The organism is Halalkalicoccus sp. NIPERK01, from assembly GCF_030287405.1.
In the GTDB taxonomy this organism is placed as follows: domain Archaea; phylum Halobacteriota; class Halobacteria; order Halobacteriales; family Halalkalicoccaceae; genus Halalkalicoccus.
The window spans coordinates 80,156-105,814 of record NZ_JASVVV010000003.1; the positions used below are offsets into that span (position 1 = coordinate 80,156).

Annotated in this window: 30 protein-coding genes; 8 read left to right on the plus strand and 22 right to left on the minus strand. The window is 69.2% G+C overall.

The genetic code is table 11. The features are described from left to right. The 3 genes from QRT08_RS09800 to QRT08_RS09810 form a co-directional block, all read right to left on the minus strand. Positions 1–366: a PIN domain-containing protein gene (locus QRT08_RS09800; protein ID WP_369684835.1), complete on the minus strand. Its 366-nt coding sequence runs from the start codon at positions 364–366 to the stop codon at positions 1–3. A gap of 15 nt (positions 367–381) precedes the next feature. Beyond that, the gene (locus QRT08_RS09805; RefSeq protein ID WP_369684829.1) at positions 382–1,629 is read right to left on the minus strand and encodes a translation initiation factor IF-2 subunit gamma; all 1,248 of its coding nucleotides are present in this window, start codon (positions 1,627–1,629) and stop codon (positions 382–384) included. Positions 1,630–1,754: 125 nt separating this feature from the next. Further along, positions 1,755–2,315 (minus strand): carboxypeptidase-like regulatory domain-containing protein, encoded by a 561-nt coding sequence (locus tag QRT08_RS09810; RefSeq protein ID WP_286045765.1) that lies wholly within the window; start codon positions 2,313–2,315, stop codon positions 1,755–1,757. A 146-nt stretch (positions 2,316–2,461) separates the two neighbouring features. On the opposite strand from QRT08_RS09810, the gene QRT08_RS09815 reads away from it, so the two are divergent. Beyond that, complete coding sequence (locus QRT08_RS09815; RefSeq protein ID WP_286045766.1) at positions 2,462–3,004, plus strand: FKBP-type peptidyl-prolyl cis-trans isomerase; 543 nt, start codon at positions 2,462–2,464, stop codon at positions 3,002–3,004. Positions 3,005–3,112: 108 nt separating this feature from the next. On the opposite strand, the gene QRT08_RS09820 is transcribed toward QRT08_RS09815, so the two are convergent. The 4 genes from QRT08_RS09820 to QRT08_RS09835 are packed head-to-tail and all read right to left on the minus strand — an operon-like array spanning position 3,113 to position 5,698. Beyond that, positions 3,113–3,790 (minus strand): cytochrome c biogenesis CcdA family protein, encoded by a 678-nt coding sequence (locus QRT08_RS09820; protein WP_286045767.1) that lies wholly within the window; start codon positions 3,788–3,790, stop codon positions 3,113–3,115. Then, a complete protein-coding gene (locus QRT08_RS09825; RefSeq protein ID WP_286045768.1) occupies positions 3,791–4,309 on the minus strand; it encodes a TlpA family protein disulfide reductase in 519 nt (172 codons plus the stop codon). It abuts the gene before it with no gap. Next, positions 4,309–5,004: an SCO family protein gene (locus QRT08_RS09830; RefSeq protein ID WP_286045769.1), complete on the minus strand. Its 696-nt coding sequence runs from the start codon at positions 5,002–5,004 to the stop codon at positions 4,309–4,311. The genes QRT08_RS09825 and QRT08_RS09830 overlap by 1 nt, the downstream gene beginning before the upstream one ends. A 49-nt stretch (positions 5,005–5,053) precedes the next feature. Next, a complete protein-coding gene (locus QRT08_RS09835) occupies positions 5,054–5,698 on the minus strand; it encodes a DsbA family protein (protein WP_286045770.1) in 645 nt (214 codons plus the stop codon). 75 nt (positions 5,699–5,773) lie between these two features. Between QRT08_RS09835 and QRT08_RS09840 the strand changes: the two genes are divergently transcribed. After that, on the plus strand, positions 5,774–6,724 hold the full coding sequence (locus QRT08_RS09840) for a DUF5787 family protein (RefSeq protein WP_286045771.1): 951 nt from the start codon (positions 5,774–5,776) through the stop codon (positions 6,722–6,724). Here the strand turns inward: QRT08_RS09840 and QRT08_RS09845 are convergent. Genes QRT08_RS09845 through QRT08_RS09865 form a run of 5 tightly spaced genes read right to left on the minus strand, consistent with a single transcriptional unit; the run spans position 6,721 to position 11,271 of the window. Next, on the minus strand, positions 6,721–7,599 hold the full coding sequence (locus tag QRT08_RS09845; protein ID WP_286045772.1) for an ABC transporter ATP-binding protein: 879 nt from the start codon (positions 7,597–7,599) through the stop codon (positions 6,721–6,723). The genes QRT08_RS09840 and QRT08_RS09845 overlap by 4 nt on opposite strands. After that, entirely contained in the window at positions 7,599–8,741 is a 1,143-nt protein-coding gene (locus QRT08_RS09850) for a FecCD family ABC transporter permease (RefSeq protein WP_286045773.1), read from the minus strand. The genes QRT08_RS09845 and QRT08_RS09850 overlap by 1 nt, the downstream gene beginning before the upstream one ends. A 1-nt stretch (position 8,742) precedes the next feature. Next, a complete protein-coding gene (locus QRT08_RS09855; protein WP_286045774.1) occupies positions 8,743–9,474 on the minus strand; it encodes a DUF7260 family protein in 732 nt (243 codons plus the stop codon). Next, positions 9,471–10,625, minus strand: coding sequence for an ABC transporter substrate-binding protein (locus tag QRT08_RS09860; protein WP_286045775.1), 1,155 nt, complete (start codon positions 10,623–10,625; stop codon positions 9,471–9,473). The genes QRT08_RS09855 and QRT08_RS09860 overlap by 4 nt, the downstream gene beginning before the upstream one ends. Before the next feature lie 58 nt (positions 10,626–10,683). Beyond that, positions 10,684–11,271 (minus strand): protoglobin domain-containing protein, encoded by a 588-nt coding sequence (locus QRT08_RS09865; RefSeq protein WP_286045776.1) that lies wholly within the window; start codon positions 11,269–11,271, stop codon positions 10,684–10,686. 77 nt (positions 11,272–11,348) lie between these two features. Between QRT08_RS09865 and QRT08_RS09870 the strand changes: the two genes are divergently transcribed. After that, entirely contained in the window at positions 11,349–11,615 is a 267-nt protein-coding gene (locus QRT08_RS09870; RefSeq protein ID WP_286045777.1) for a winged helix-turn-helix transcriptional regulator, read from the plus strand. A 10-nt stretch (positions 11,616–11,625) separates the two neighbouring features. Here QRT08_RS09870 and QRT08_RS09875 read toward each other — a convergent pair whose 3' ends face one another. From QRT08_RS09875 to QRT08_RS09890, 4 genes are all read right to left on the minus strand, one after another. Next, the gene (locus QRT08_RS09875) at positions 11,626–12,306 is read right to left on the minus strand and encodes a DUF4336 domain-containing protein (protein ID WP_286045778.1); all 681 of its coding nucleotides are present in this window, start codon (positions 12,304–12,306) and stop codon (positions 11,626–11,628) included. 81 nt (positions 12,307–12,387) lie between these two features. Beyond that, positions 12,388–13,185, minus strand: coding sequence for a twin-arginine translocation signal domain-containing protein (locus QRT08_RS09880; protein WP_286045779.1), 798 nt, complete (start codon positions 13,183–13,185; stop codon positions 12,388–12,390). Between the two features lie 123 nt (positions 13,186–13,308). Further along, positions 13,309–14,127 carry an MBL fold metallo-hydrolase gene (locus tag QRT08_RS09885; protein ID WP_286045780.1) on the minus strand — a complete coding sequence of 273 codons (819 nt, stop codon included), beginning with the start codon at positions 14,125–14,127 and terminating at the stop codon, positions 13,309–13,311. Next, the gene (locus QRT08_RS09890) at positions 14,127–15,461 is read right to left on the minus strand and encodes an ATP-binding protein (RefSeq protein WP_286045781.1); all 1,335 of its coding nucleotides are present in this window, start codon (positions 15,459–15,461) and stop codon (positions 14,127–14,129) included. Before QRT08_RS09890 ends, QRT08_RS09885 begins: the two co-directional genes overlap by 1 nt. A 203-nt stretch (positions 15,462–15,664) precedes the next feature. Here QRT08_RS09890 and QRT08_RS09895 point away from each other — a divergent pair, with 203 nt between their 5' ends. The 3 genes from QRT08_RS09895 (at position 15,665) to QRT08_RS09905 (ending at position 18,311) form a co-directional block, all read left to right on the plus strand. Then, positions 15,665–16,456, plus strand: a complete 792-nt coding sequence (locus QRT08_RS09895; protein WP_286045782.1) for a helix-turn-helix transcriptional regulator — start codon at positions 15,665–15,667, stop codon at positions 16,454–16,456. Between the two features lie 63 nt (positions 16,457–16,519). Further along, positions 16,520–17,662, plus strand: coding sequence for a thiolase family protein (locus tag QRT08_RS09900; protein ID WP_286045783.1), 1,143 nt, complete (start codon positions 16,520–16,522; stop codon positions 17,660–17,662). Positions 17,663–17,957: 295 nt separating this feature from the next. After that, positions 17,958–18,311: a hypothetical protein gene (locus QRT08_RS09905; protein WP_286045784.1), complete on the plus strand. Its 354-nt coding sequence runs from the start codon at positions 17,958–17,960 to the stop codon at positions 18,309–18,311. Between the two features lie 13 nt (positions 18,312–18,324). Here QRT08_RS09905 and QRT08_RS09910 read toward each other — a convergent pair whose 3' ends face one another. Further along, a complete protein-coding gene (locus QRT08_RS09910) occupies positions 18,325–18,810 on the minus strand; it encodes a DUF2062 domain-containing protein (protein WP_286045785.1) in 486 nt (161 codons plus the stop codon). A 262-nt stretch (positions 18,811–19,072) separates the two neighbouring features. Here QRT08_RS09910 and QRT08_RS09915 point away from each other — a divergent pair, with 262 nt between their 5' ends. Beyond that, positions 19,073–19,267, plus strand: a complete 195-nt coding sequence (locus QRT08_RS09915) for a hypothetical protein (protein ID WP_286045786.1) — start codon at positions 19,073–19,075, stop codon at positions 19,265–19,267. Positions 19,268–19,347: 80 nt separating this feature from the next. Further along, positions 19,348–19,830, plus strand: a complete 483-nt coding sequence (locus QRT08_RS09920) for an MOSC domain-containing protein (RefSeq protein WP_286045787.1) — start codon at positions 19,348–19,350, stop codon at positions 19,828–19,830. Here QRT08_RS09920 and QRT08_RS09925 read toward each other — a convergent pair whose 3' ends face one another. The 5 genes from QRT08_RS09925 to QRT08_RS09945 form a co-directional block, all read right to left on the minus strand. Further along, positions 19,831–20,733 carry an EamA family transporter gene (locus tag QRT08_RS09925; protein ID WP_286045788.1) on the minus strand — a complete coding sequence of 301 codons (903 nt, stop codon included), beginning with the start codon at positions 20,731–20,733 and terminating at the stop codon, positions 19,831–19,833. It abuts the gene before it with no gap. Positions 20,734–20,840: 107 nt separating this feature from the next. Next, on the minus strand, positions 20,841–21,956 hold the full coding sequence (locus QRT08_RS18805; protein ID WP_286045789.1) for a glycosyltransferase: 1,116 nt from the start codon (positions 21,954–21,956) through the stop codon (positions 20,841–20,843). Next, complete coding sequence (locus tag QRT08_RS09935) at positions 21,957–22,928, minus strand: glycosyltransferase family 4 protein (RefSeq protein WP_369684836.1); 972 nt, start codon at positions 22,926–22,928, stop codon at positions 21,957–21,959. A gap of 148 nt (positions 22,929–23,076) precedes the next feature. Beyond that, positions 23,077–23,928 carry a hypothetical protein gene (locus QRT08_RS09940; RefSeq protein ID WP_286045791.1) on the minus strand — a complete coding sequence of 284 codons (852 nt, stop codon included), beginning with the start codon at positions 23,926–23,928 and terminating at the stop codon, positions 23,077–23,079. Positions 23,929–24,005: 77 nt separating this feature from the next. Beyond that, positions 24,006–25,562 carry a sulfatase gene (locus tag QRT08_RS09945; RefSeq protein WP_286046229.1) on the minus strand — a complete coding sequence of 519 codons (1,557 nt, stop codon included), beginning with the start codon at positions 25,560–25,562 and terminating at the stop codon, positions 24,006–24,008. Positions 25,563–25,659: the final 97 nt, after the last annotated feature.

A 25,659-nucleotide genomic window follows, 5' to 3' on the forward strand; every position in this document is an offset into this window, starting at 1 on the left:
TTATGGCTGAGTGACTGCGAGTTCGTTCCGGCCCCTTAAACCAATTACTGGAACGCCGGCGTCGAGCAGGCGCTCGCGCAGCGGGCCGTCGTTCGTGACGACGTAGTCGCACTCGCCCGCCCGCGCGAGCGAGACGATGGCGTCGTCAGCGTGTGACTCCTCGACCCCGATCGGCCGACACCGCTCCGCGAGATCCAACCCGACCGCGGCGGCGACCCCTTCCTCGCTCGCCCCGCCCGCGAGGTTCCGAAGCTCCCGGAGGACCGCGTCGGGGACGACGGGGTCGGCCTCGGGCAGCAGGCGCTCTAGCTCCTCGAACACCCGGACGTCGCACTCGACCGGCATCATCAGCGCGTTGGTGTCCATGCAGACGACGGCCATCTACTCCGTCAGGGTGCCGATGCCGATGAGCCGCCAGCGCGTGCCGACCCGGCGGTTGATGGCGATCTTCGCGCCGACGGGCGCACAGACCGGCCGCTTGAGTTTCACCTCGCACTCGCCGTCGCGCGCGCTCGTGACCGCGCCCACCGTGGTCGCGGTGCCGATCGTCATCATCAGGGGCTCGCCCGTGGAGATCTCGTCGATCGAGTCGCCCGCCTCCGCGCCGACCACCCGATCGAGGAGGTCGACGCCCATCGTAAAGGACTCCCACGTCGGCGGAAGGGTGCCGGGGGTGCCGGCGATCTGGCCCGCGAGCGCGTCGCCCTTCGTCAGGCTGGGGTCGAGGCCGGTGCCGACCCCGAGGAGGCCGCCGGGCACCGCCCGGTCGACGCTCTCGCCGCCGGCCTGGATCGAGCGGACGTCCGTGCGGATGGGTTGCCACGACGACTGGCCGCCCTCCTCGACCTCGCGACCCGGGCGCACCTCGAGTTCGTCGCCGACCTCGAGATGCCCGGAGACGAGGCTGCCGCCGATCACCCCTCCTGTAAGGTCCTCCCACGTCGTTCCGGGCCGGTTGATGTCGAAGCTCCGGGCGACGTGCATCCGCGCGTCGGCGTCGGGGTCGCGCTCGGGGGTGGGGATCTCCTCCTCGATCGCGCCGATGAGGTAGTCGATGTTGACCTCCTGCTGGGCGCTGATCGGCACGATGGGGGCGTCCTCGGCCACGGTACCGGACACGAACTCCTTGATCTGCTCGTAGTTGCGCTCGATCCGGTCGCGCTCGACGAGGTCGACCTTGTTCTGGGCGATGACGACGTTCTCGATCCCGATGATGTCGAGCGCCATCAGGTGTTCCTCGGTCTGGGGCTGGGGGACGTCCTCGGTGGCGCTGACCACGAGCACCGCGCCGTCCATGATCGACGCGCCCGAGAGCATCGTCGCCATCAGCGTCTCGTGGCCCGGCGCGTCGACAAAGGAGACCGTGCGGACGACCTCGCTCTCCGATCCGTCGGGGCAGGTCTCCTCGATCGTGTAACAGTCGGGTTCGGGGAGGCCGGGGCACCGCCGGAACGTCGTGTCCGCGTAGCCGAGTCGGATGGAGATCCCGCGTTTCATCTCCTCGGAGTGCTGGTCGGTCCACGACCCGCTGAGCGCCTGTACCAGCGTCGTCTTCCCGTGATCCACGTGGCCGACCAGTCCGATGTTCACCTCCGGTTGCCGTTGTTTCTCCGCCAATGAAGCCTCCATAGTAATTTGATGACTGTTCGCCCCGAACGACTGATAAACCTACTGTTCTCTCCCCTTCCGAGCGTGTGAACGGGTCCCGTGCCCGGCCCGAACCTCGCTCTCTCGTCCCTCCGGACGCGTGTCGGTCAGCCGCCCGTTTCGCCCCCCGCGTTTCCGTTCGATCCGTCCTCTCCCCCCTCCGAGGCGGCCGAAAACGTGAAGGTCAGTGCCTCGTCGTCGCCCTCCTCGACGGTCGCTCGCCGTTCGTCCTCCCGGTCGCCGACTGACGCCGTGACGGTGTACTCGCCCGGTTCGACGTTCCGTCGGATGACGCGTCCGTCCGCGTCGGTCGCGAACTCCTCGCCGTCGAGCGACCCGCCGGTGATCCGCACGACCGCGCCCTCGATCGCGGCCCCCTCCCCGTCGACCACCCGCACGAAGAGGTTCGTCCCCTCGACGTTCGGCGATCCGCCCCCGCCATCCTCGGGCGCGCCGTGTTCCTCGCCGCTCTCGGCGCCGGTTTCGTCGGCCTCCGACTCCTCGCCCGTTTCCTTGGGGCCCGTCCCCTCGCTCCCGCCGTCCTCGCCGTCGCCCTCTCCGTCGGTGGGTTCGTCCTCGTCGTCCGTACACCCGGCGAGCGACGCGACGCCCAGCGCGCCGATCAGGCCGAGGACGCGCCGTCGGGTCCCGTGGCGTTCGGGGTCCATCTCTCGGCTTTCCGTACAGGCGGCCCGGTAAAAACACCCTCGTTCGGCGGCCGGTCCCCCCGGATCGCCACGTTCGTCCTGGTTCGTGGCGGATTCGCCGATCGAACCAGTAGAACGATGGGGCTCGCCGACGATCTCTTCCCGAGATGCGAAACCGACTCCTCCCGGTCGCCGGCGTTCTGGTGTTCGTCTCGGCGGCCATCCACCTCGCTCTGGGCGTCACCGGCCTCGCAGAGGCGTTTTCTACCCCTCAATCGGCGCTCCTGCCCGCGTTGTACCTGCTCGGCGGCCTCGCGGCGCTCGCGCTGCTCGGCGTGATCGCCCTGACGCCGGCCGCCACGACGGCATATGCGGCTGGGGTGGGACTGATGGTGCTGTTCTTGCTCGCGTACGCCGACGTCCACGGCTTCGGTGTCGCCGAATCGACCCTCGGGATCGAGACGGGTCACGACCACGGAGCGGGGACCCACTCCCACGACAGCGGCCGCGGTCACGACCACGGAACAGGCGACCACGGCCACAGCCACGAGGGGCACGACCACAACGGACACGATCGGAGCGACGGCAACGACGATACGCTGAGCACGCTCGCTGACCACCTCCGCGGGGACGCCTACGCGCTGGTCTCGAAAGCCGCCGAGGCGGGTGCGGCCGTCCTCTTCACCGCGCTCCTCTCCCTCGACCGGTGACCCCCTCATAGGGGTTATCATAGGAGTTCATAGATTCCGTCCGGAGGAATCGACCGACGGGACTCGCTTCCTTCGTTTGAGATGGACGGGTAGCTCCGACAATCCCCATCAGAGCACGTCGAGGACGACCACCGAGAGATACAGTTGGCCGAGACCGGCGACGACCATGACCGCGCCCGCGAGACGCTTCAGGCGCTCGCCGTAGCCCACCAGCCGTTCGGTGCCGAGCGCCACCCCCACGCCGGTGGCGACGGTCGCCGCCACCATCAGCAGGCTCACGCCGCCCGCGTACGCGCCCACCACGAGCGCCGCCTCCAGCGGCGGCCGGGCGACCGCCCCCAGGAACACCCCCAGCACGACCGGCACGACGCAGCCGGCGGCCGCGAGCGCGTAGACCGCGCCGAAGACGGCGAACCCGAGGACGCCGGTCCGCCGCTCGGGCAGGACGACCCGGAGCGAGGGGCCCCGACCGAGGACGACGAGCAGGCCGGCGCCCACGAGCGCCGCCCCGACGACGGGCTCGAACAGCACGAGGCGCTCGAAGCCGGCCTGCCCGACCCCGACGGCGAGCGCCGCGAGCGCGCCGAAGACGGTGAGGACGCCCGCACCGGCGGCCAATCCCCTGAGGAGTGCGCCGCCGACGGGTCTTCGAGTCCCCGTCTCGGCCCGCGAGACGTAGTAGCCGACGTAGCCCGGCAACAGGGGGTACGCACACGGCGAGAAGAACGTTGCGACGCCGGCCCCGAACGCGAAGCCCATCGTTCCGAGGAGTTCGAGGTCGGCCATCTACCGGGCGTCCTCGATCGCCGCGACCAGTTCGTCGGCGTCGGCCAACCCCGTGTGAGTCCACGTCACCGTGTTCTCGGCGTCGAGGACGACCGCGGTCGGCAGCCGTGTCACGTCGTGGCGCTCGGTCAGTCGGTGGTCGGCGTCGTGGGCGACCGTCCACGCTCCATCGTGGGCGGCCCACCACTCGGCGACCTCCTCGGGCGGCAGGGTGGTGCCGACGGGCTCGTTCGTGATCGAGACGAACTGGACGTCCGTGTCCGCGACCCGCTCGTGGGCCTCGACCAGCGCGGGCATCTGCGTCTCGCAGGGGCCACACCACGTCCCGAAGAAGTCGAGGAAGTTCACCCGTCCGGACTCCGGTACCTGCACCTCGCCGGCCTCGCTGCCGGGGGCCTCGATCGTCTCGAGGGTCACGGGGTCGTGGCCGCTCCCCAGGGAGTTCGAGGCGACCGTCCACGCGCCCAGCCCGAGGACCCCGACGCTCGCCGCGCCCGCCAGCAGGTCTCGACGGCGCATCAGCCCTCGGCGACCGTCGAGCAGTCCTCGACGACGCGCGAGCCCTCGGGCACCCCGGTGTAGGCGCGCTCGACGTAGCCCTCGCGGTTGACGAGGTAGGTGATCGGGTAGTGGTCGAAGCCGTACTCGCCCATGTCGTGGCCCGCGTGTTCGTCCCCCAACTCGTCGGGGTCGACCCGCTCGAACTGGACGCCGTAGGTGTCGGTGACGACCTCGCGGGCGCGCTCGGGACTCTCGGGGCGCAGGAAGTGCCAGTTCTCGGCCTCGTAGTCGACGCCCTGCTGGTCGCCGTACTCCCGGAGGACCTCGGCGGTGTCGCGCTCGGGGTCGAAGGTGGCCGCGAGGAAGGCGACGTCGCTTTCGTAGCCGTTCTCGACGGCGTCGGCCTGCGCGTGGCGGAGCACCTGCGTCAGCGCCGGACAGATCCCGTCGGGACAGTGCGTGTAGATGAACGTCATCAGGACGGTCCGCTCGCTTTCGAACTCGGCCGTCGAGACCTCCTCGTTCCGAAGGGGATCGGGAAGCGTCGACTCGGGGAACTCCTCGCCGTAGGCGGGGTAGGGGAGGTCCTCGCTGTCCGCGCCCTGGTCGTCGGGTTCGCCGAGGGACGTGTTCCCCGCCCCGCGCCCCAGACAGCCGGCAGCGAAGGCCCCCGCGGTCGCCGCCGCAGCGCCGAGGTACGTACGCCGGTCCATGTGCGTCGCTCGGGGGCGTGGACAGTTAGCCCCGTTGGTTCGCACCGGGTCAGGCCAGTTCCGCGTCGATCGCCTCGCGGAGTTCCTCGTCGCCGGGCGCCTCCAACTGCTGGTCGTTGACGAAGACGGTCGGCGTGACTTCGACCCCGCGCTCGGTGGCCTCGGCGCGGCTCTCGTTGAGCCGTTCGCAGAACGGCTCCTCCTCCATCGCCGCCCGAACCGCCTCCTCGTCGGCCCCGAGTTCGGCGGCGAGCCCCGCGACGGTCCCCTCGGAGTACTCGCCCTGGTACTGGAAGACCTCCTCGACGAACGCGTAGTACGCCCCCGCGCCCGCGTCCTCGAAGACGGCGAGCGAGGCGTTGGCGACCCTCCAGGACCACTCCTCGTCGACCGGGATCGGGAGGTCGTGGTGCTCGTAGGCGACCCGTCCGGGCTCGACGTAGTCGGTTTTGATCCCGGGGAGGACGTTGAGCGAGAACTCCCCACAGCCCGGACACGCGAAGTCCTCGTAGACCGCGAGCGTCACGCCGCTCTCGGGGTCGCCCGCGGGCGGCACCTCGACGCTGCGTTGCTCGCCCGAACACTCGCGCTCCGAGCCGCTACCGCCGCCGTCGCCGCCGAGACAGCCCGCGAGCGCGCCTGTCGAGAGCGCGCCGGCGCTCGCGAGCAACGCCCGACGGGAGTAGCCCTGCATACCCGATGGTTCGGGAGCGAGGGGTTAGGCCTGTCGCTCCGGCGGCCTTTTCTCGCTCGACTCCCTACCCGCACCGTGCGCGAGTTCGGCTTCGAACTGTCGCTGTGTGCCCACCTCGAACGGGAGGGAGGGATCGTCGCCCGCCAACTCGGCGGGGCGGTCGCCTCGCCGGGGAGCCGGATCCTCGATATCGTCCACCTCGCCCCGGGACCCGAGTTCGAGAAACGGGCGGCGATCACGCCCGAGCGGATTCCGGGGCCGGCCATCGAGGCCGACGTCGGGACGGGGAAGGCGCGCTACTGGAAGGGGGCGTTCGACCTCCACCCCGACCGCGCCCGCGAGATGGTCGATCGCGCGGTCGAGGTCGGCTTCTTCGAGCGCGAACGACGCGGCGGGCGCGAGTACGTCCGCCAGACGACCCGGTATCCCGACTGGTTCGGTCCGATCACCGCGATCGAGAACAAGCCCGACCTCGCCTCGCCGGGCGACCTCGACCGACAACTCAGACTCGACGTGAGCCTGGGCCTCGCGGATCGGGTTGTCCTCGCCACCGGGAGCTACGTCACGCGCGCCCACCTCAATCGGATCCCCGAGGCGGTGGGCGTCTGGCGGTTCGTCGACGGCCAACGCGAGGAGATCAGGGAGCCGACGCCCCTCGATTCCGACGACTGGGGCGTCGAACTCCGCGAGCGAACGCCGCTTCGAACCGACGTCGCGATCGTCTCGCCCGCCGAGAAGGCGAGGCGGCGACGGCGCATCGCCGAGCGCGCCTACGGCAAGGGCTGGCGGATCGAGCCGCCGGCGTGCGCCCGGGGGGCCGTCGACGAGGTCGCGGGCGCGAGCGTGCCCCGCTGTTCGTACTACGACCGGATCGTCGACCCCGGCGAGTGTGGCCCCTCGTGTCCCGGCTACGAGTCGGCCGAGGCGCCCGCCGTGGACCTCCGGGCCGAGCGCGAGCGCCGAACCCCGTGGGTCGCGGAGCCCGAGGGGAAGGGACGCCGACAGGTCGGCCTCGACCGCTTCTAGCCGTGGAGCGGGCCGTGAGGCGTGATCCGTGGCCCCTCGTCCCCGGGTTCGACGGTCGCCTCGATGCGGAACACCTCCGCGAGCAGTTCCTCGGTGACGACCTCGTCGGGGGTGCCGCGGGCGTGGATCGTCCCCCCTTCGAGCGCGACCATGTAGTCGGCGTGACGGGCGGCCTGCTCGATGTCGTGGAGCACGAGCACGACCGTGATCTCGCGTTCCTCCCGGAGGGTGCGGACGATCTCCATCACCTCCAGTTGGTGGTGCAGGTCGAGGAACGTCGTCGGCTCGTCGAGCAACAAAACGTCGGTGTCCTGGGCCAGCACCATCGCGATCCAGACGAGCTGTTTCTGCCCGCCGCTCAGGCTGCTCACCTCCCGACCGCGCAGGTGGTCGATCCCCGCGAGCGAGATCGCGTCCCGGACCGCACAGTCGTCCTCCTCGCTCACGCCATCGAAGAAGCCCCGATGGGGGTAGCGACCGTGATAGACCAGTTCCTCGACGCCGATCGACCCCGGCGCGTCGTTCTCCTGGGAGAGCAGTCCGAGCTTTCGCGCGAGTTCCTTGGTCCCCAACCGGTGGATCTCCCGGCCGTTGAGGACGACCGAGCCGCCGTCGAGCGAGAGCTGGTTCGCGAGCCCCTTCAACAGCGTGCTCTTTCCCGACCCGTTCGGTCCCACCAGCGCGGTCACCTCGCCGGGCGGGACGACGAGCGACTCGCCGTCGATCACCGGCTCGCCCCTCGAGTAGCCGACGACGAGTTCCTCGCCGGCGAACGTCGGCCCCGTTTCGCCGTCAGCGGGGGTCGACGAGATGCCTCTCGAGGCGGCCGGTGCGTCCAGTCGCGTCCGTGGGTCCGTGTGTGCGTGGTCGGTCATCAGATCTCACCGAGTCGTTCTTTCTTTCGCATCAGATAGAGGAAGTACGGCCCGCCGACGAGTCCGGTCACGATCCCGACGGGGAGTTGAGTCGGCGACAGCGCCAGTCGCGCGCCCACGTCGGCGGCGACCAGCAGCGCCGGCCCGGCGAACAGACAGCCCACCACCAGTCGCTTGTAGTCGCTGCCGACGACGTTTCGGACCACGTGGGGGACGATCAGGCCCACGAAGCCGACGATCCCGGCGACGGCGATGCTCGCCGCCGCGGCCAGCACGGCGACGCCCGAGAGCGCGAACCGCATTCGCTCGACCGACATGCCGAGCGCGCTGGCCGTGCGCTCGCCCAGCAGGAGGACGTTCAGCTGCCGGGAGCTCACGAGCGCGAGCGCCATCGCCACCAGCGTCCACGGCAGGATCGTGTGGACCTGCGCCCAGTCGGTCCCCGTGAGCGAACCGGTCGTCCACGCGATGGCGTTCTGGACCACCCCGATGTCGTCGGCGAAGAAGAACATGCCCGTCTGCAACGAGTTGAAGACCGTGCCGACGATGACGCCCGCGAGCACCAGCCTGACCGGACTCGTCCCGCCCTTCCAGGCGATGGCGTAGACGAGCAGGAAGGCGAGCGCCCCGCCGACAGCGGCCACCAGCGGCAGCAGCGTCGACAGTCCGGAAAACACCACGAGCGTCAGCAGGATCGCCAGCCCCGCACCCGAGGAGACCCCGAGGATGAACGGGCTCGCCAGTTCGTTTCGCGTCACCGCCTGGAAGATCGCCCCCGAGACCGCGAGGTTCATCCCGACGAACGCGCCGACGAGCACCCGCGGCAGGCGGATGTTCCAGACGATCAGCGTCTCCCGCGAGAGGTCGGCCGCCGTCGAGAGCCCCAGCGCGCCCGCGAGGTCCTCGCCGAGCAGGAACCCGAGGAGGACCCCCGGGTCCGTCCACACCGCCGGGTCGAAGACCGCCCGCCAGGCCCCCACGAGGCTCATCGAGTACGTGCCGAAGCTGACCTGTGCGAGCCCCGCCAGCACGACGATCAGCGTGCTCGCGAGCGCCAGCGCTAGCAACTGCGCGTCGGCGAGCCACGCGAACCGCCCCAATCGGGCCGAGCGCTCGGTCGGCGTCCCTTCCGAGGCTGGCATCTCAGACCCGCCTCACGAGGTGCGCTCGAACCGCGCGCTGGCACTCCTCGGACAGCCCGTCGAGGCGCGTCGCGGTCACGAGCACGGGGTGATCGACCGGGAATCCCTCGTAGAGATACCCGCGGAGGTCGTGGTGGCGCACCCCCGCCTGCCCGTCGGCACCGGTGGTCCGCCTCAGATGTGCCTGGCGGTCGCGCACGAGCGCCTCACAGTCGGCGCGGAACCCCTCGAGACGGGCGTGGCGTTCCGAGAGCGCCTCGAACCCACACGAGGAGAGCGCCGTCTCGTTGGCCGCGATCAGCCACTCGCGGATCGCCTCGACGGTTTCGTCCGCGCGGTCGAGCGAGTCGGCCTCCGCGTCGAGCGCGCGGTTCATCGCGTCGAGTTCGGCCCGCCGCCGGTCGGATTCGGAGCGAATCGCGCGACGAAGCGGCGGCGAGGCCCCGTCCGTGGTCAACGCCGTCGCGATCCCCTCGCCGAGTTCCGCCGCGAGCAACTCCCCGACCAGGCGCTCCTCACAGACCGGCGCGACCGTCTCCGCGAACGCCTCGCGGACGGGTCGGGTCGTCGACGTGCTCCCCGTGGAGACGAGCGTCCCGCCCGTCCCGGCGGTATCGGGCGCCGGGATCGATTCCAGCCGCGAGCGAAACCGGTCGTAGGCCGCGCGTTTGTCCTCGACCGCGTCCCGTTCGCGAGCGACCCGCCTTCGCGCTCGTCCGACGTGGGTCGTCATCGTCCGGCGACGATCTCCGCGACCCGGGCCCGGTCGAACAGTTCCTCGTCGCCGAACTCCTCGGGGAAGAAATCGTGGGCGGCGCGCTCGGTCGTAAAGAGGTTCTGGATCGGCCCCTGATAGATCGGCCCGCCGCGGAATACGTTCCCCTCTTGGACGGCGGTCAGTTCGCTCGCGACCGGGTGGTCCTCCATGAACGCCACGACCGTGTCGGCGAACTCCGCGGCCGACTTGTCCTCGTGGCCCCGAATGAGCAGGGTGTCGGGGTCGACCTCGAGCATCGTCTCGTAGTCGATCTGTCCGCGGTCGGTCGTCGACAGTCCCTCGATACCGGTGCCCGCGAGCGCGTCCTCGATCCCGAGGTCGTGGAACTGCTTCTTGTTGGTCCCCTCGTCGGCGAGGCGGTACGGCGAGAACGCCTCGGGTTCGTCGCCGTCGCCGAACACCAACAGCGCGTTCGGGCGTTCCTCGGGCAGTCGCTCCTGTACGCCCGAAACGAACTCGTCGTGAAAGCCCGCGAACGCCTCGTAGCGCTCCCCTTCCTGATGGACCTGCGCGACCTTCCCGAAGGCCTCGTAGAGCGTGTAGTACTCGTAGTCGTGCCACTCGTCGGTGCGCCGGAAGATCGTGTTGCCGAGGAAGGGGGCGACGTTCGTTCGGACGTCCTCGACGTCGCTCTCGTCGAGGCCGAAGAACTCGTTGTTCGTGAGCCACTGCGGGTCGATCAGGTGGAGATCCGCGCCGAGTTCGTAGAAGATCTCCCTGTCGATCCCGCTCTCGCCGAGGATGTCCTGTAGCCCTCCCTTGTCGATCGAAACCCCGTCGAGTTCGTCGTAGTAGCCCGTGTGATACCGATCGGTCTCGGCCATCGCGATCAGCGTCTCCTCGACGCCGAGCGCGACGCACATGTCGGCGTACCCCGGGAAGTACGTCACGACCCGCTCGGGCACCGACTCGAACTCGACGTCGCCGGCCGGTGCCATCGAGACGGTGTACGACCCGCCGCCGTCGCCACCGCCGCCGGTGTCGTTTCCGCCGCCCTCCCCCTCCGAGCCACCGCCGACACAGCCGGCGAGCGCGAGCCCCATCGCCGACCCGCCGGCCAGCAGTACGTCCCGCCGCCTCGTCCCTTCCTGCGAACTACCTGCCATACGGTTTAGGCCCGCCTAAAGGTACATAGTCCTTTCCGTTTTCGGCGATCCTAAACCGTCACCAGTCGCCCTCCGGGAAGTACGGCTGGGTCCACAGCGTCACCTGGAGGGTGACGCTCTTGAACCACGCGTGGAACATGTCGTTGATCTCTCCCTCGTCGTGACCCCCGTTCTCGAGGAACTCCCGGATCGTCGCCGTGATCGGGTAGATGAAGGCGATGAGGTACCGAGCGTGGATGTGATCCACGGCGTCGGCGTCGTCCGTTCGATTCTTCCTCTCGCGGGTGTGGCGACGTCCGATCTCGTACTGGTAGTCCAGCCACTCCCGGTCGTAGGGGGGATTGCAGGTGTCCCGTATCCACTGGCCGAAGCGCGCGCGAACCCGATCGAGGTACTCCTCGTCGGGGTTGCCCTCGCCGTCGGTGAAGTAGTAGACGAGGTGGTCGTTCGCGCCCACGAAGTCGTACCAGAGGTCGAGGATCTCCTCGATTTGGGGTTCGAGCACCTCGCCGGCCTCCCTGAGGGCCTCCTCGTCCTCGGCGTCGAACATCACCGTCGCCTGCAGTTTCTCGAGGTCCTCCTCGTCGTAGGGCGCCTCGGGGAGCGATTCGTCGCCGTAGTCGTAGCCGGGTATCTCCTGGGCCATCGCGCCACTACCTACCACGGACGGTGGCGTAAATGGAGGAGTAAGAGCCAAGCGAGTAGGTCCACGATATCGAAGCGATGGCGGGAGAGCTCTGGGACGTGCTGGAGTGTAAGTGGACCCGACGGATCGTCGCTCACCTCGCCGATGGCGAGGCGCGGTTCAACGAGATCGAGCGCTCGACCGAGGTCCCCACGAGCACCCTGTCGGACCGACTGAAACGCCTCGAATCGGCGGGGGTCGTCTCCCGCGAGGTCGAGGACGCCTCCCCGCCGGCGGTGCGCTACGGCCTCACCGAGACGGGCGAGCGCCTCGCCGAACTGCTGTGCGAGATCGATTCCCTCTAGTCCGCCGGGCTCACAGCACCCACTCGAACCCCTCGATCACGGCGCGTTTCCCGCCGCCTTCGACGACCGTCCCGTGGCCCGGGACCACCCGGTCGAACTCCCACGCGAGGACGTCCCGGACCGCCCGGCGGAACGTCGCCTCGTTCCGTATCGTCCACCGGTAGTCGAGCGTCGGACCCACCCGGTCGTAGACCCCCGCGGCCCGCGCCATCAGCCGCGTTTTCACGGGGAAGCTCCCGTCGATGTGATACCCCACGTCGCCGAGGATCACCGTCCGACTGGGCCGATGGAAGAGGGCGATCTCGGTGAGCCACCGGTTGCCCGCGACCGCCACTTGGTCGATGTCGGCGCTCCAGCGCGGGTCGGGCGTATCGCCCAGCAGCGCGTCGAACCGCAGGTCGGGCCGCCGGGCCGGAAGCCCCGGCGCGGCCAGCAGCTCGGCGTCGGGATACGCCTCCCGGTACTGCTCCATGTACAGGTGGCCGTGGAGCTTGCTCGCCGGGGCCACGAACCGGACCTCCCCGAGGTCGTCGAGCGCGCGCCGTAGCGCCGGCGTCAGCTCCGCCGGCGACTGGACGAACAGGCCGCCCGTCGAGAGCCGGATCACGGTCATGATCCGGCCGATCTCGAATCCGAGGAACCGAAGCGGCTCCTCGTGGGTCCATAGCTCACGCCCCCGTTTCGTCACCATGCGCGAGGGGTACGTCGTGCCGCGACGTGAACGTGGAGGTCGACCTCGCAGGGACCGCCCGCCCCTCCGTCCGATCCCCCATCACTCCACGCGCTCGACGAGCCCGACGAGTTCCTCTCTGTAGGCCTCGGGATCGAGGCCGAGGGCGACGCTCACCGTTACGTCGATGCCGTCTCCCCGCCCGTCGCCGGTGACGCTCACCGGGGACTCGCGCACGAAGTCGCCGTCGGGGTACGCGCCACCGGCGACGTAGGCGGTCCGTCGGCCGGTCTTCCAGGCGGTCAGGAAGCCCCGGACGGGTACCTCTCCGCCCTCGACCTCGAACGTCCGGCGGGCGTCCCCCGGTAGTTCCGCCTCGAGCGAGAGGTCCTCGACCGGATACGCTCCGACCACCTCCCGGAGCGCCTGCCCGTCGGCCGCGGTTGGCCGCGGATCGGTCGGTTCGACCTCGGTCACGTCCGTGATTCCCATCGCCTCCATCTCCGCCGTCATCTCCCCGAGGCCCCCGTCCGCGACCCGTCCCGCGTCGGCGAGATACGAGGCGTATCCCTCGAACGTGATTCGTGACGCGAAGAACACCCCGAGGTCTCCCTCGAACTGCCCGAGCGTCTTCTCGGCCACCTCCTCGGAGAGGCGCGCGAACTCGTAGAGCTCCGTCCGGGTGTGCTGATCGAGCCCCGTTCCGGCGAATCGGCGGCGGGAGTGCTCGGCGCGCCTGTCCGTCAGCTCCCAACCGTCGAGCGCGCGCTCCGGGATCGAGGGGTACGGGTATCGACCGTCCTCGACGTTCACGTTCCCGGACTCGGAGGTCGAGCAGCCCGCGACGCCGACGGCGACCGCGGTCGCTCCGGCGGATCTGAGGAAATCTCGTCGGTTCATTGCGGGTGGAAGGCCAATACCGACGAAAAGGGTTGGCGCTGCGACTGCGTCCGCGCGCCGAAACGGAGACCCGCCGCGAGGGCCCGCTTTCGAGCGCTGAGAGCCGGTGATCGGACGACCGACTCAGAGCTCGTATCGCTCGCCGTCGACCGCCAGCGGCTCCTCGAAGGCCTCCTCGGGCGGGTAGAAGTGCGCGAGGTGGACGAGACGGGTCCGCTCGGCGTCCAGTTCCTCGGCCAGCGAGAGCGCCCCCTCGCGGGTCATGTGTTTGGTGCCGAAGGTGCGGGCCACCCCCTCGGGGTCGTGGTGGCGGCCACCGATTGGGTGGGTTTCACACAGCGACGCCGGGACGATCGCGTCGGCGAGCAGGAGGTCCGGGTCGGAAAGCGCCCCCCTGGATCGGTCGGGCAGGTCGTAGCTCGTATCACCCGTGAGCGAGAGTTTCGTGTCCCCCTTCTCGATCGTGAGCCCGTAACAGACCAGCGGCGGGTGGTCGACCGGCACCAGCGTCAGGTCGAACCCGCAGGTCTCGAAGGTCTCGAAGGGGGCGTGGTCGTGGACGGTGATCCGGTCGAGGTACGCGTACTTCTCGCGGATCGTGTCTGCGACGCTCTCGCCCGTTTTGGGGTCGACCTCGTTTGCGGCGTGGACCGGTAAATCCTCGAACAGCCGGTAGGCGTTGCCCAGCCCGTCGAGGTGGTCGAAGTGGATGTGGCTGATGACCATCGCGTCGGGCAGGGGCACGTCCTGCGTGAGGAACTGGTACCGGAAGTCGGGGCTGGCGTCGACCAGCAGCGACTCGCCGGTCTCCTCGTTGGTGACGTGGACCGAGAAGCGACTGCGCTCGACGCCGAGGTCGCGCGCGCGCTCGCAGGTGTCACACGCACAGCCCGGCGTCGGCGTCCCCGTGGTATCGCCGGTCCCCAACAGCGTCACTTCCATCAGTGGTCGTGATCGTGGCCGTCGCTCGGCGAGCCACCGGCGACCAGCGCCTCGTGGTCGCCCTCGATCATGTCGAGGTCCTTCAGGGTGTCGCGCTCCTCGAAGTCCGCGACCGCGTCGAGGAGGTCGCGCTGGGTCAGCGTGCGGCGGTTCTCGGTCAGCGCCTCCAACACCGCCTCGCGGAGCACCATCCGGAGGTCGCTCCCCGTGAGTCCCTCGGTCTCGGCGGCGATCTCCCCGGGGTCGAACCCGGTGATGTCCATCTCGCGGGTGATCACCGAGAAGATGTCCGCGCGCATCGCCTCGTCGGGCTTGGGGAAGTTGACGATCTCGTCGAAGCGCCGCCACGCCGCGGCGTCCAGTTGGTCGGGGTGGTTGGTCGCCCCGATGAGAAGCACGTCGTCCTGGATCAGGCTCACCTCGTCGATCGATTTGAGCAGCGTGTTCACGGCGCGCTTGATCGCGGCGTGTTCGTCCGAGCGGCGGGTTTTCGCGACGAAGTCGAACTCGTCGATGAAGAGGATACAGGGAGACAGGCGTTTCGCGACCTCGAAGACCTTGTCGACGTTTTTGGCCGTCTCCCCGAGGTACTGGCTCGTGATCATCGAGAGTTTGACCTCGACGAACGGGAGGTCGAGATCGTGGGCGAGCGCGCGCGAGGTGGTCGTCTTGCCCGTTCCGGGCGGCCCGACGAACAGGAGTTTGCCGATCTCTCGCAGGCCGATCTCCGCGAGGTAGTCGCGGTGCTCGATGGCCTTGACGATCTTCTCGATCTCGGCCTCCTGCTGGGCGGTCAGCACGAGGTCCTCGAGCGTCATCTCGATCTCCTCGGGCGCGCGGATGTCGACGAGGTCGAGCATCTCCGCCTCCTCCTCGTCGTCGGGATCGAAGTAGGTCGAAAGCAGGTTGTCGATCCAGACGCGGTCGGCCTGGATCGGGCGGGCGTTCTCGCGTGCGCGCTCGTAGTCGACGGGTACGTCGATCTCCCGGCCCTCGTAGAACCCCGAGAGCGTCGGGTTCTCCGCGAGTCGCCCCTCGTCGGTCCGCTTCGCGAACCAGTCGGCGGCCAGGTCGGGATCCGAGAGCGTCAGTTCGCCCGAGAACTCCGCCCGCTGGGTGAAAAGCAGGTCCGAGACCGCCTCCCACGGCTCGTCGACGCCCGTGGCCTCCCGGGCGTTCTCCTCGGTCACCGAGAGCGGCCGCTCGATCGTCCCGCCCTCCCAGAACACCTTCCGGTACTCTGCGGGGAGGTCGTTCTCGTCGAAGCGCCGGTCGGTGCTGTAGGCGTGGGCCGTCAGTAGAAACTCGACCACCGAAAGCGCCGAATTACTCATTCCCAACACAGTTATCACCCTGGATTCTTAACGCCATCGACATCTGTTTCCGGGAGCGACCGCGCGGATATACCGTCGGTGACGATACGAACTACCGTCGAATACGTCGAGCAGGACCTCGAATCGGTCCGGAGATACGCTCCTCCACGGCCGGTACACCGTCGGTGGGGTACCCTTTTGTCGGCGGGCGGTAATTGCTACCTATGACCACTCCAGCGCACGGCCTCCTCGAAACCGTCCAGCGGCGGGAGGCGGTCATCGAGTGTCTCGAGGACGGTCCGCGGGACAAACGCGCGCTCACACGGCGACTCGACGTCTCCAGACAGACGGTCGACCGGGCGGTCCGCGAACTCGAAGCGGCCGGCGTGGTCGAGCGCACCGCCGAGGGGTGCCGGCTGACGCTCGTCGGCGACCTCGCCCACCGGGAGTTCGAGGCGCTGCTCGAACGGTACGACCGCCTCTGTCTCACCCGCGACCTCCTCGTTCACCTCCCCTCCGACGCCGGGATCGATACCGACGTCCTCGCCGGGGCGGAGGTCGTTCACTCGGACCATCCGATACCCCACGAACCCGTCCGCGAACTCGAACGGCTGGTCGAGGACGCCGAGCGCATCGTGGGCTACTCGCCGCTCGCGTTTCCCCAGCACGTCTCGCTGTTCCACCAGCAGGTCACGCGAACCGACACCGAGATCGAACTGTTCCTCGACGCGCCGCTGATCGAACGGCTCCGCACGGAGTACGACGAGGAACTGCGCGATGCGCTCTCGGCCCCGAACTTCACCCTGTATCGCCTCGCCGAGTCGCTCTGTCCGAACATGGGACTGGTCCTCCTCGACGACGCGTTGGTCTATATCGGCGTCTACGACGCGAGCGGCAACGTCCGCGGGGCGATCACCACGGAGGCGGGCGCGGCGGTGGCGTGGGCCCGCGAGCGCCTCGCCGAGTGCCGGTCGGACGGCCACGAGGTCTGCTTGCGATCCCCGTTCGAGCGATGAACTCCTCTCCCGGTTCCGGGAGTTGTGCCGCCGTTTAAGTCCGTGCCGTCCAAAACACGGGTAATGTCATCGGATACCACCCCCGTGATCGCGCGAGCCGTTCGTACCCCCTTCGGCAAGGAGGGCGGCGTCTTCAGCGAGGTCCGGAGCGAGGACCTCTCGATTCCCCTGATCGACCAGATCCTCGCCGACACCGGGCTGAGCAGCGAGGAGATCGACGACCTGATGTGGGGCTGTGCCCAGCAGCGCGGCCAGCAGGACAACAACGTCGCGCGCGTGATCGCGCTGCTCTCGGAACTCGGCGAGGGCGTCCCGGCGACGACGATCAACCGCTGGTGTGCCTCCTCGATGCAGGCGATCATCTCCGCCTCCGATGCGATCCGCGCCGGCCAGCGCGAGGCCGTCATCGCGGGCGGCGTCGAGTCCATGTCGAACGTGCCGATGGACGGTGAGTCCTACGGGCACCTCCACCCGCGACTCGCCGAGGCCTACAACGTCGGCGAACTCGAGATGGGGATGACCGCCGAGAAGGTCGCCGAGGAGTTCGACGTCTCCCGGGAGGAACAGGACGAGTTCGCGCTGCGGAGCCACCGCCGGGCCGCCGACGCGACCGACTCCGGCCGGTTCGACGACGAGATCGTTCCGATCGAGACCCCCGAGGGACCCGTCGACGAGGACGAGGGGATACGGCGCGATACCGACATGGAGACCCTGAGCGGGTTGCCGACGGTGTTCAAGGGCGACGGCACCGTCACGCCGGGCAACGCCTCCCAGATCACCGACGGCGCGGCCGCCACGCTCGTGACCAGCCGCGCGTTCGCGGAGGATCACGGACTGGATGTGCTCGCGGAGGTCGGCTCGAACGAGGTCGCTGGCGTCGATCCCACGGTCATGGGGATCGGCCCCGTCCCGGCGACCGAGGGACTGCTCGAGAGGGTTGGAAGGGGAATCGACGAGTACGACCTGGTCGAGATCAACGAGGCGTTCGCGAGCCAGTGTGAGTATTCTCGTCGGGAACTCGGCATCGATCCCGAGCGCCTGAACGTCAACGGCGGGGCGATCGCGCTGGGCCACCCGTTGGGTGCCAGCGGCGCGCGCCTCCCCGTGACGCTGCTGCACGAACTCGAGAAGCGCGACGGGAAGCGGGGGCTCGCGACGCTCTGTGTCGGGTTCGGACAGGGCGCGGCCATCGAGTTTTCGAGATAGACCGCGAGCGAAGCGAGAGCTTTTTGGTCCAGATTTTCACGCCGAGCGAATCCCGAGGCGAAAAAGGTGGCGGTGCAGCGCGCGGCCATAGAGTTCGAGCGCTGAGGCCGCGGGCGGATCCGGCCCCGAACGAGGCGATCGGAACCGCGTGCTATATAGATCTCCTAGAAAATATCTTTATCTCGCCGCACCATCGCCTACACGAGGATGAGATCCCGGATAACGCGTCCCAAGGCCGAAAATGCGGCGTATAGGAGATATATAGGGATCGAGAACGAACGGGGATCCGCGTAACATGGCGGGATCGACCTCCGGAACGAGGGCGACTACGCACCTCCGGCGGGACCGTGCGCCCTGTAAACGCTGTGGCGACCTGATCGAGACGGACGTCCCGGCGTGTCCCCACTGCGGGAACCGACCCCTCGCGGGCGTCAAGGCCGGAAGCGTCGCCCTGATGTTCGTCGGGACGATCCTCGCGCTGCCGCTGAGCCACGGCGCGCTCGCGTTCCGGGTCGGGTCGCTCGTCGGCGTCGCCCTGTTCTGTGTCGGCGTCGGCGTCTACTGGGTCGTCACGGAGCGCTACAGCCCGACCGAGTACGACGCGAGCGAGCGGTCGATCCGTTCGAGGGCGGGGACGGCCGACACCTGACCCGTCGCCCGCCTCACTCCGAGAGTCGCTCGGGCAGGAGGTCGCCGACGAGGACGTCGCGGCGGCGATAGAGGCGGACGAGTCGGAGGACGCCGACGTATCCGACGACGGTGAGGACGACCGCGAGAACGAGGTTCCCGAGCAGCAGGCGGGCGACGATGTCGGGTCCCGCGTCGAAGGAGACCTCCGAGAACGAGACGCCCGGCACCGGCCCGAGCAGGAGGGTCCCGAGCCAGAAACTCGTCGCGTAGACGCCCCACTTCGCGACGGGGTTGAGGACGACGACGGAGGCGAACAGCGCGAGCTTGCTCACGCGGTCGAAGAGGGCGACGATGAGGACGAACAGGAGCAGTCCCGTCCCGAGCGTCGGCAGCGCCGTGATGAAGACGCCGACGGCGAAGCTGGCGGCGATGTCGTGTGGCGGGTGGTCCTCGGCCGAGACCGCCTCCAGTTCCGACCGGATCGCGTCCCGATACGCCGACAGCCGTTCCCGAAGCATCGACCGTTCGGACGCGAGCGACCGAAATCAACCCTTCGAAGCGACGCGCCACTCGGAATCCCGGCCGGCTCTCGACGGGACGCGCTCGGCGCGTATCGTGGGTGCGATAGGGATTATCGTGGCCAACCGCATATCGTGACTCACGAGGGGTGACGCCGTGTTTCGATCCTCGGGCAGGAACTCTACGGACGTCTACGATGCTCCCCATGAGTCACGAACCGGCCGATAGATACGTGCGCGGGCCCTCGGGTCGGTCGAGACGATGGACGTTACGGAACTCGCGGCGGAGCTACGGACGGGCGATCCGGACCTCCCCCCGGCGGAGGCGGCGTTCGTCGAGGCCGTCGAGACCACGAAGGAGCTGTTCGACGCCGGCGAGATCGACCGGGAGGAGTACCACGACCGGATCGCGACGGCGAGCGATCGCTACCGCGACGCGACGGACGCGGACCCCTGAGCGGGGCCCACCGCTCGCCTCGCCGGTTCGGTCGCTATCGGATAGCACGATTGATGGCGGATCGGCCCCATTACGGGGTGATGGACCCCCTCGGAACCGTCCGTGCGATCCACGTCGCGCCCGAAGCCGGCGCCCCGATGCGACCACGCGAGACCGTCGAGGCGATCGCCGGTCGCGGGCTTCGGGGCGATCGGTACTTCGCCGAGCGCGGGACGTACTCGGCCTCGGCGCGCCGGACCGCACGCGACCTCACGCTCATCGAGGCCGAGACGATCGAGGCGCTGGAACGCGAGGCCGGGATCGACCTCCCCGCGGGCGCCCACCGGCGAAACCTCACGACGCGAGGGGTCGCGCTCGACCCGCTGGTCGGCGAGCGCTTTCGCGTCGGGGCCGTCGTCTGCGAGGGCGTCGAGCCGTGTGCCCCCTGTTCGTACCTCGAACGCCTGCTCGACATCGACGGCCTCCACGACGCGCTCGTCGATCGCGGCGGCCTCCGGGCGCGGATCGTCGACTCCGGGCGGATCGCCGTCGGCGACGGGATCTCGGGTCCCGGAGCGGACTGATCACCCCGACACGGAGACGACGACCGCGCCGACGACCACGACCGCCGCGGCGACCGCGAGGTCCCACGTCACGCGCTCGAGCCCCCGGGGCAGGAACGCCGCCGAGAGCGCCAGCACCACGAGCGGCGAGACCTGCACGATCGGGACGACCACGACGACGGGGGCGACCTCGAGCGCGAGGAAGTACGCGAGCAGGGCGACCGTGCTGGCGACGCCCCCGCCGACGTACCACCGCAGGCTCGGGCCGGCGAGGCGGGTCGGGGTCGGGAGGCCCCCCGTGAAGGCGAGGTAGCCGAAGAAGCCGATCGCGGCCGCGACGGCCGCGATCGCGAGACCGGAAACGACCGGGGCGCCCGCCGCGAGCCCCCACGAGATGAGGACCGGTTCGACCGCGAAGAACAGCGCGGCCAGCACCGGCAACGCGAGCGAGAGGCCGACCTCGCGGATCGGCCGCGGGTCGGCGGGGTCGGTCGCCGTCGTCCACGAGATGTACGAGACGCCGCCGACCACGAGCACGATCCCGACGACGTGTGGGGCCGTGAGCGTCTCGCCGAGGACGGCGACCGCGACGGCGGCCGAGAACAGCGCGGTCGAGGCGACCACCGGGGCGGCGCGGCTCGCGCCGATCGTCTCGACCGCGCGGAACTGACAGAGCCGACCGAACAGCGACCCGGCGAGGCCCGCGGCGACGAACGCGAGGACCACAGTGGGTCCCCCGATCGAGGCGGGCTCGGAGAACACGAGCGCGGCCGGAACGACGAGGGCGACGTTACAGACGATCGCGACGGCGACGGCGTCGGTCGTCGAGCCCTCCACCGTGGCGAGGCGGACGAAGACGTACTGGCCGGCCCACGCGACGGCGGCGAGGGCGGCGAGCCCGACCCCCAGGATCGGCTCGGCCATTCAGATCGGCGTCCCTCGGCGGCGTCCCGAGCCGCCCCGGACGGCGACCGTGCGGTGCGCGCTCGTCGCGGTCGTGACCATGCGTGTCCCGTTCTCACGGTTCGGCCTCAGCCCTTTCGGTTCGTCTCGCCGGTGAGTCGCCGCCGCGAGGGGGTCCGACGGGTGGCCTCCGTGGGGGTCGGAGCGGTCGTACCCGCGACGTTCCTGTAGAGGGTTTCGAGGAGGTCGATGGTGTGGTGGATCGAGTAGCGCTCGACGGCGGCCCGCGTCTCCCGCTCGGCGTCGAGACACGTCTCGATGGCTTCGACCATCGAGTCGAGGTCGCCGTACTCGAAGCGGACGCCGTTGTCGGGGCCGATCGTGCGGTCGAACGGCGGCGCGTCGACGGCGGCGACCGGGGTCCCGCAGGCGTTGGCCTCGAGCGTCGACAGCCCCAGCGTGTCGGCGGTCGAGGCGGTGACGAAGGCGTCGATCGACGTGTAGAACGCGGGTAGGTCCTCCCGCGGGAGGAAGCCCCGGATCTCGACGTTCGCCGGGGCGCGCTCCTCGAGGCGCTCGCGGAACGGCCCCTCGCCCACGACGACGAAGTCGTACTCGGGGAGGCGTTCGGCGGCCCGGAGGACCTCGCGGACGTTCTTCTCCATGCTGAGCCGGCCGCTGTAGCCGATCACCGTCCGGTCGGGGTACCACCGCTCGTCCGTGGGCGCGAAGAAGTCCATGTCGATGCCGACCGGGAGTTCGACGTGCTCGACGTCGCGGTCGATCCGGGAGGTCGAGGCGGTCACGGCGTCGAAGCTCCGCAGGAAGGCGTTCTCGAGCGGGACGTAGGCCCGCCCCAGCGCCCGCGCCAGCCGGTCGGATCGAACGCTCTGGTGGAAGTACTCCTCGAGGGGCGTGTGGTGGGTGTAGATCGCGGGGAGGTCGTGTCTGTGCGCGTAGTACCGCCCCAGCAGGCCGACCGGGGCCGGGCCGTGACAGTGGACGAGATCGAGTTCGGGAAGCGTCGAGGGCCGCCTGAACAGCGGGATGCGGTACCCGCTGTAGAAGGGGTTCGGAAGCGACCGGACCGGGAGCTCGCGCTCGTCGGGGTCGTACTCGCCGTCGGGGTAGACGACGTGCACCTCGTGGCCGGCGTCCTCCAGGCGCTCGCGCCAGAGCTGGATGGTGTAGGTCACGCCGTCGATCTCCGGGAAGTAGCTGTCGGTGAAGAAGCCGATCCGCACTCAGACCACCTCCTCGTAGAGGGTGTGGAGCTCACCGGCCGTGTTCGAGAGGGCGAAGCGCTCGCTGGTCCGGGCCGCGTTGGCCCCGAGGCGCTCTCGCCGTTCGGGGTCCTTCAACGACTCGAGTTCGTCCACGAACGATCCCGACGACTTCAGGCAGTCGTGGCCGTCGGTCAGCCACGAGAACGTCTCGATGTCCCGGACGACCGCGGGGTGGCCGGTGGTCATCGCCTCCAGCAGCGCGATCCCCTCGTTCTCCTCGCGCGTCGGGAAGAAGAAGACATCGCCCGCCGCGTACGCGCCGCGGATGTCGTCGACGAACCCCGTGAACGTGCAGTTCTCCGGCGAGTTCTCGATCAGTTTCGTCGTCGAGCGCCCCTTCAGCGAGAGGTCGAGAGGGCCGAACCACGCGAAGTCCAGTTCGGGCATCCGGCGGGCCGTCTCGATGAAGCTCTCGAGTCCCTTTCGCTTCAGGACGTGCCCGACCGCGAAGACCGTCGGCGCCGACAGGTCGTAGCGCTCGCGGTACTCCGATTCGAGGGCCTCGAATCCCTCGAGTTTCTCCCGGTCGACGCCGTTCGAGATCACGGTCGTCGGCGTGTCGGTGTACCGGCGTATCAGCCGGCGGTTGTACTCCGAGGGACAGACCAGCGCGTCCGCGAGCCCGTAGGCCCACCGGAGGTACGGTTCGAGCGGCCGCGCGAGCGCGTTCGTAAAGCGAAAGCTGTCGCCGAAGTCCTCCGCGGTCACGTGCGTGTGGGCGATCACTGGCACGCCGCGGGCACGCGCCCGCCTCGCGTACCAGACCGACCGCGGGCCCATGAGGTTGAGGTGCAGCACGTCCGAGCCGAGCGACGGGGTCGTCGTCGCGTCGATACCCACCTGACGCAGCATCTTCCGCTGGTGTCTGACGGACTCGCGGATCCCGCCGGTGACGACGTCCTCGAACTCGAAGTAGTGACTGACGTTCATCCCGGCTCCCACTAGCTGATTCGAAAGCGATACCATCAATCTTTCAGTATCGGCTCGCCGATGGCCGCTCTCGACCGGTCTGCCGCCGTCGAACCCGGACTCGGTGATGTTGGAATCACAACATACCCGGCCGATCGACGGCGTGCGATCACCCGAGTTCGAGCCAGGGGACCTCGACGAGCGCCGGGATGGGCGTCTCGATGTGGTGTTCCCAGACGCCCTCCTCGCCGAACGCCTCCCCGTGGTCGGCGGTGACGACCACCGACCCGTCGAGGTCCTCTACGAGATCGGCGACCGATTCGAGGGCGATCCGGAGGTTCTCCTCGTAGAGTTCCATCGCCGCCTCGCGGGTGCCGTTTCGCACTAGCTCTGTGGGATCGAGTTCCAGCCACAGCCCCGCCTTCTGGGCGAACGTGCTCCCGTCGAGGGCGCTCTCGACCTTCGGGCGGATCGTGTCGCCGATCCCCGAGAGCGTGCCGCCGTCGGCGCTCGCCTCCCGTCCCTGTTGGTCGATCCCCTTGCGGATCTGCTTGAGCTTCTGGCCCTTGCCGCGCCCGAGATACGGCGCGTGGGGCTGCATGTAGTGCAGGACCGTCCGCTCGGCGCGCTCGACGGCCCCGGGGTGCTCGCGGAACGCGGCCTCGAGGCTCCCCGGGGGGACGGTCCCCAGTTCCTCGTCCCAGCCGTGTTTCCAGACGTCGAACACCTCGCTGACGTGGTCGGCGGCGGCCCACTCGTAGTCGCAACTGGCCCCCCACTTGAGTTCGTTCAGCGGGATGCCGAGGCTGTTGATGAAGGGGTTGCCCGAGAAGTACGCGATGTCGTGGTGGTCGGTGAAGGTCCGGTAGGCCCACTCGGGCGTCGAGGAGCCGACGCTGCGGCGTTTCTCGAGGGTCCCGTCGAGGTACTCGCCGTAGACCTCGCTGAAGACGTCGTAGCGACACGCGTCCAGCACCACGCAGTAGTCCCAGTCGGATTCGAGAAAGCGCTGGTCCTCCATTAGTTCCCGTAGTTTCCCGTCAGGAGAATGTATTCCTGTTGGTTTCGACCCGTTCGTGCCGGATCGGATCCGACGTACTACTCCAGATAGCCCAGTTCCCGCAGGCGGTCTTTCGTCTCCGCGTCCGCCTCGTCGAGAGCGTCGCTCGCGCTCGCCTCCGCGGGCGTGGTCCACGCGCCGCCGACCTCGCCCTCGAACCGCGAGAGCGCCCGTTCGGCGGCAGCGACCCGCTCGTCGTCCGCGGGCGCGAGCGGCGAGCGCTCCTCGGGATCCGTATCGAGGCGGTAGCCCTCGTCGGGGATCCGGTCGGCCCGAACGTACTTCGCGTCCTCCCCGCGGGCGGCGCGCATTCGGGCGTAGGCGCGATGATCCTCGGGCAGCGTGATCCCGGCCTCGCTCGCCTTCTCCTCCAAGTGGTGGAGTTCGATCACCGGCTGGGCGTACTCGACGAACGCGTAGTCCTCGCTTTCACCCTCCCCGCCGAGAACCGCGCGCTGGCCGACGTCGGGGTCGGTAACGCGATCGAACGACCGGTACTCGCTCGACAGAAGCGACCGGGTGGGATCGAACCCGACCGCGCCCGGAACGCCCCCGGCGTCGGCCGAGAGCGCGTCCAGCGTCGTGTGATACAGGTCGAGCAGTTCGACGAGTCTCTCGCGCCGTCCCGGTTCGATCTCGGGGTGTTTGACGATCAGCGGGACGTTGATCAGCTCCTCGTAGAGTGCGAACTCGTGGCCGTAGAGGTCGTGTTCGCCGTGGAGTTCGCCGTGATCCGAACAGACGATCACCGTGGTGTCCTCCCACCGGCCGGTCTCGCGCAGCCACCCGAACAGCCGCCCGAGTTCGGCGTCCATGTGGGCAATCTCGGCGTCGTACAGCCCGCCGATCGCCTCCCACTCCTCGGCGTCGACGTCGCGCGCCCCGGAGTTGTACTCCTTCGAGTTCTGGCACACGGTCGAGGGATCGACGCCGGGGGCGAACTCCTCGCGGTACTCCTCGGGCGGGTAGTACGGCAGGTGGGCGTCCATCAGGTTGACGAACGCGAACCACCCCGCCTCGCTCTCGCTGCCCTCGATGAAGGACCTCGTCCGGTCGATTACTGCCGGCGTCTTCGAGTCCGCGCCCTCGCCGCTGGCGAGTTTCTCGTGGGCCTGGGCACCGAGGCGGACGATTCGAGTCGCGATCTCGTTGAGCCGGTCGTTGTCGTTGACGAGCCGCCACGCCCGCGCGAGCGGCCCCGAGAGCAGGTCCTGGGGCAGGACCTCGAAAAACGAGTCCTGATCGTCGAACCCGCGGGTGAGTTCGGTGTAGGGCGTGATCCACGCGTTCGAGGAGTAACACGCGGTGTCGTAGCCCGCCGTCGAGAGGACCGACGCCAGCGTGGTCGCCTCCTCGAGATACGGGCTGCCCTGATCCGCGCCGTGCTGGCTCGGGTAGAGGCCGGTGAACATCGAGGCGTGGACCGGAAGCGTCCACGGCGCGGGCGCGACGGCCGACTCGAAGACGGCCGACTCCTCGGCGACGGCGGCCAGTTCCGGCGTGGTCGGCCGGTCGTAGCCGTAGGGCGTGAGGCGGTCTTTCCGAACCGTATCGAGGACGACGAAGAGGACGTTGGTTGGCGTGTGCCGGCCCATCTCGCCGTGGGTCGGTGCCCCACGCCGATAAATGGGTCGACACGCGCTCGCCCCCTCGACGCGGATCAGACGTTTCAAGGTGAGTTCCACCCTCCAT

What these genes read in the sequence shown, in the direction of transcription:
- QRT08_RS09855 (WP_286045774.1), bottom strand. Translation starts at nt 9,474, where the DNA reads ATGACGACCCACGTCGGACGAGCGCGAAGGCGGGTCGCTCGCGAACGG.
- QRT08_RS09825 (WP_286045768.1), bottom strand. Translation starts at nt 4,309, where the DNA reads ATGCGCCGTCGAGACCTGCTGGCGGGCGCGGCGAGCGTCGGGGTCCTC.
- QRT08_RS09935 (WP_369684836.1), bottom strand. Translation starts at nt 22,928, where the DNA reads ATGAACGTCAGTCACTACTTCGAGTTCGAGGACGTCGTCACCGGCGGG.
- QRT08_RS09800 (WP_369684835.1), bottom strand. Translation starts at nt 366, where the DNA reads ATGGACACCAACGCGCTGATGATGCCGGTCGAGTGCGACGTCCGGGTG.
- QRT08_RS09910 (WP_286045785.1), bottom strand. Translation starts at nt 18,810, where the DNA reads ATGCTTCGGGAACGGCTGTCGGCGTATCGGGACGCGATCCGGTCGGAA.
- QRT08_RS09905 (WP_286045784.1), top strand. Translation starts at nt 17,958, where the DNA reads ATGGCGGGATCGACCTCCGGAACGAGGGCGACTACGCACCTCCGGCGG.
- QRT08_RS09810 (WP_286045765.1), bottom strand. Translation starts at nt 2,315, where the DNA reads ATGGACCCCGAACGCCACGGGACCCGACGGCGCGTCCTCGGCCTGATC.
- QRT08_RS09920 (WP_286045787.1), top strand. Translation starts at nt 19,348, where the DNA reads ATGGACCCCCTCGGAACCGTCCGTGCGATCCACGTCGCGCCCGAAGCC.
- QRT08_RS09820 (WP_286045767.1), bottom strand. Translation starts at nt 3,790, where the DNA reads ATGGCCGACCTCGAACTCCTCGGAACGATGGGCTTCGCGTTCGGGGCC.
- QRT08_RS09925 (WP_286045788.1), bottom strand. Translation starts at nt 20,733, where the DNA reads ATGGCCGAGCCGATCCTGGGGGTCGGGCTCGCCGCCCTCGCCGCCGTC.
- QRT08_RS09850 (WP_286045773.1), bottom strand. Translation starts at nt 8,741, where the DNA reads ATGCCAGCCTCGGAAGGGACGCCGACCGAGCGCTCGGCCCGATTGGGG.
- QRT08_RS09865 (WP_286045776.1), bottom strand. Translation starts at nt 11,271, where the DNA reads ATGGCCCAGGAGATACCCGGCTACGACTACGGCGACGAATCGCTCCCC.
- QRT08_RS09860 (WP_286045775.1), bottom strand. Translation starts at nt 10,625, where the DNA reads ATGGCAGGTAGTTCGCAGGAAGGGACGAGGCGGCGGGACGTACTGCTG.
- QRT08_RS09830 (WP_286045769.1), bottom strand. Translation starts at nt 5,004, where the DNA reads ATGGACCGGCGTACGTACCTCGGCGCTGCGGCGGCGACCGCGGGGGCC.
- QRT08_RS09940 (WP_286045791.1), bottom strand. Translation starts at nt 23,928, where the DNA reads ATGGAGGACCAGCGCTTTCTCGAATCCGACTGGGACTACTGCGTGGTG.
- QRT08_RS09885 (WP_286045780.1), bottom strand. Translation starts at nt 14,127, where the DNA reads ATGGAAGTGACGCTGTTGGGGACCGGCGATACCACGGGGACGCCGACG.
- QRT08_RS09835 (WP_286045770.1), bottom strand. Translation starts at nt 5,698, where the DNA reads ATGCAGGGCTACTCCCGTCGGGCGTTGCTCGCGAGCGCCGGCGCGCTC.
- QRT08_RS09900 (WP_286045783.1), top strand. Translation starts at nt 16,520, where the DNA reads ATGTCATCGGATACCACCCCCGTGATCGCGCGAGCCGTTCGTACCCCC.
- QRT08_RS09915 (WP_286045786.1), top strand. Translation starts at nt 19,073, where the DNA reads ATGGACGTTACGGAACTCGCGGCGGAGCTACGGACGGGCGATCCGGAC.
- QRT08_RS09890 (WP_286045781.1), bottom strand. Translation starts at nt 15,461, where the DNA reads ATGAGTAATTCGGCGCTTTCGGTGGTCGAGTTTCTACTGACGGCCCAC.
- QRT08_RS09895 (WP_286045782.1), top strand. Translation starts at nt 15,665, where the DNA reads ATGACCACTCCAGCGCACGGCCTCCTCGAAACCGTCCAGCGGCGGGAG.
- QRT08_RS09805 (WP_369684829.1), bottom strand. Translation starts at nt 1,629, where the DNA reads ATGGAGGCTTCATTGGCGGAGAAACAACGGCAACCGGAGGTGAACATC.
- QRT08_RS09870 (WP_286045777.1), top strand. Translation starts at nt 11,349, where the DNA reads ATGGCGGGAGAGCTCTGGGACGTGCTGGAGTGTAAGTGGACCCGACGG.
- QRT08_RS09880 (WP_286045779.1), bottom strand. Translation starts at nt 13,185, where the DNA reads ATGAACCGACGAGATTTCCTCAGATCCGCCGGAGCGACCGCGGTCGCC.
- QRT08_RS09815 (WP_286045766.1), top strand. Translation starts at nt 2,462, where the DNA reads ATGCGAAACCGACTCCTCCCGGTCGCCGGCGTTCTGGTGTTCGTCTCG.
- QRT08_RS09945 (WP_286046229.1), bottom strand. Translation starts at nt 25,562, where the DNA reads ATGGGCCGGCACACGCCAACCAACGTCCTCTTCGTCGTCCTCGATACG.
- QRT08_RS09875 (WP_286045778.1), bottom strand. Translation starts at nt 12,306, where the DNA reads ATGGTGACGAAACGGGGGCGTGAGCTATGGACCCACGAGGAGCCGCTT.
- QRT08_RS09845 (WP_286045772.1), bottom strand. Translation starts at nt 7,599, where the DNA reads ATGACCGACCACGCACACACGGACCCACGGACGCGACTGGACGCACCG.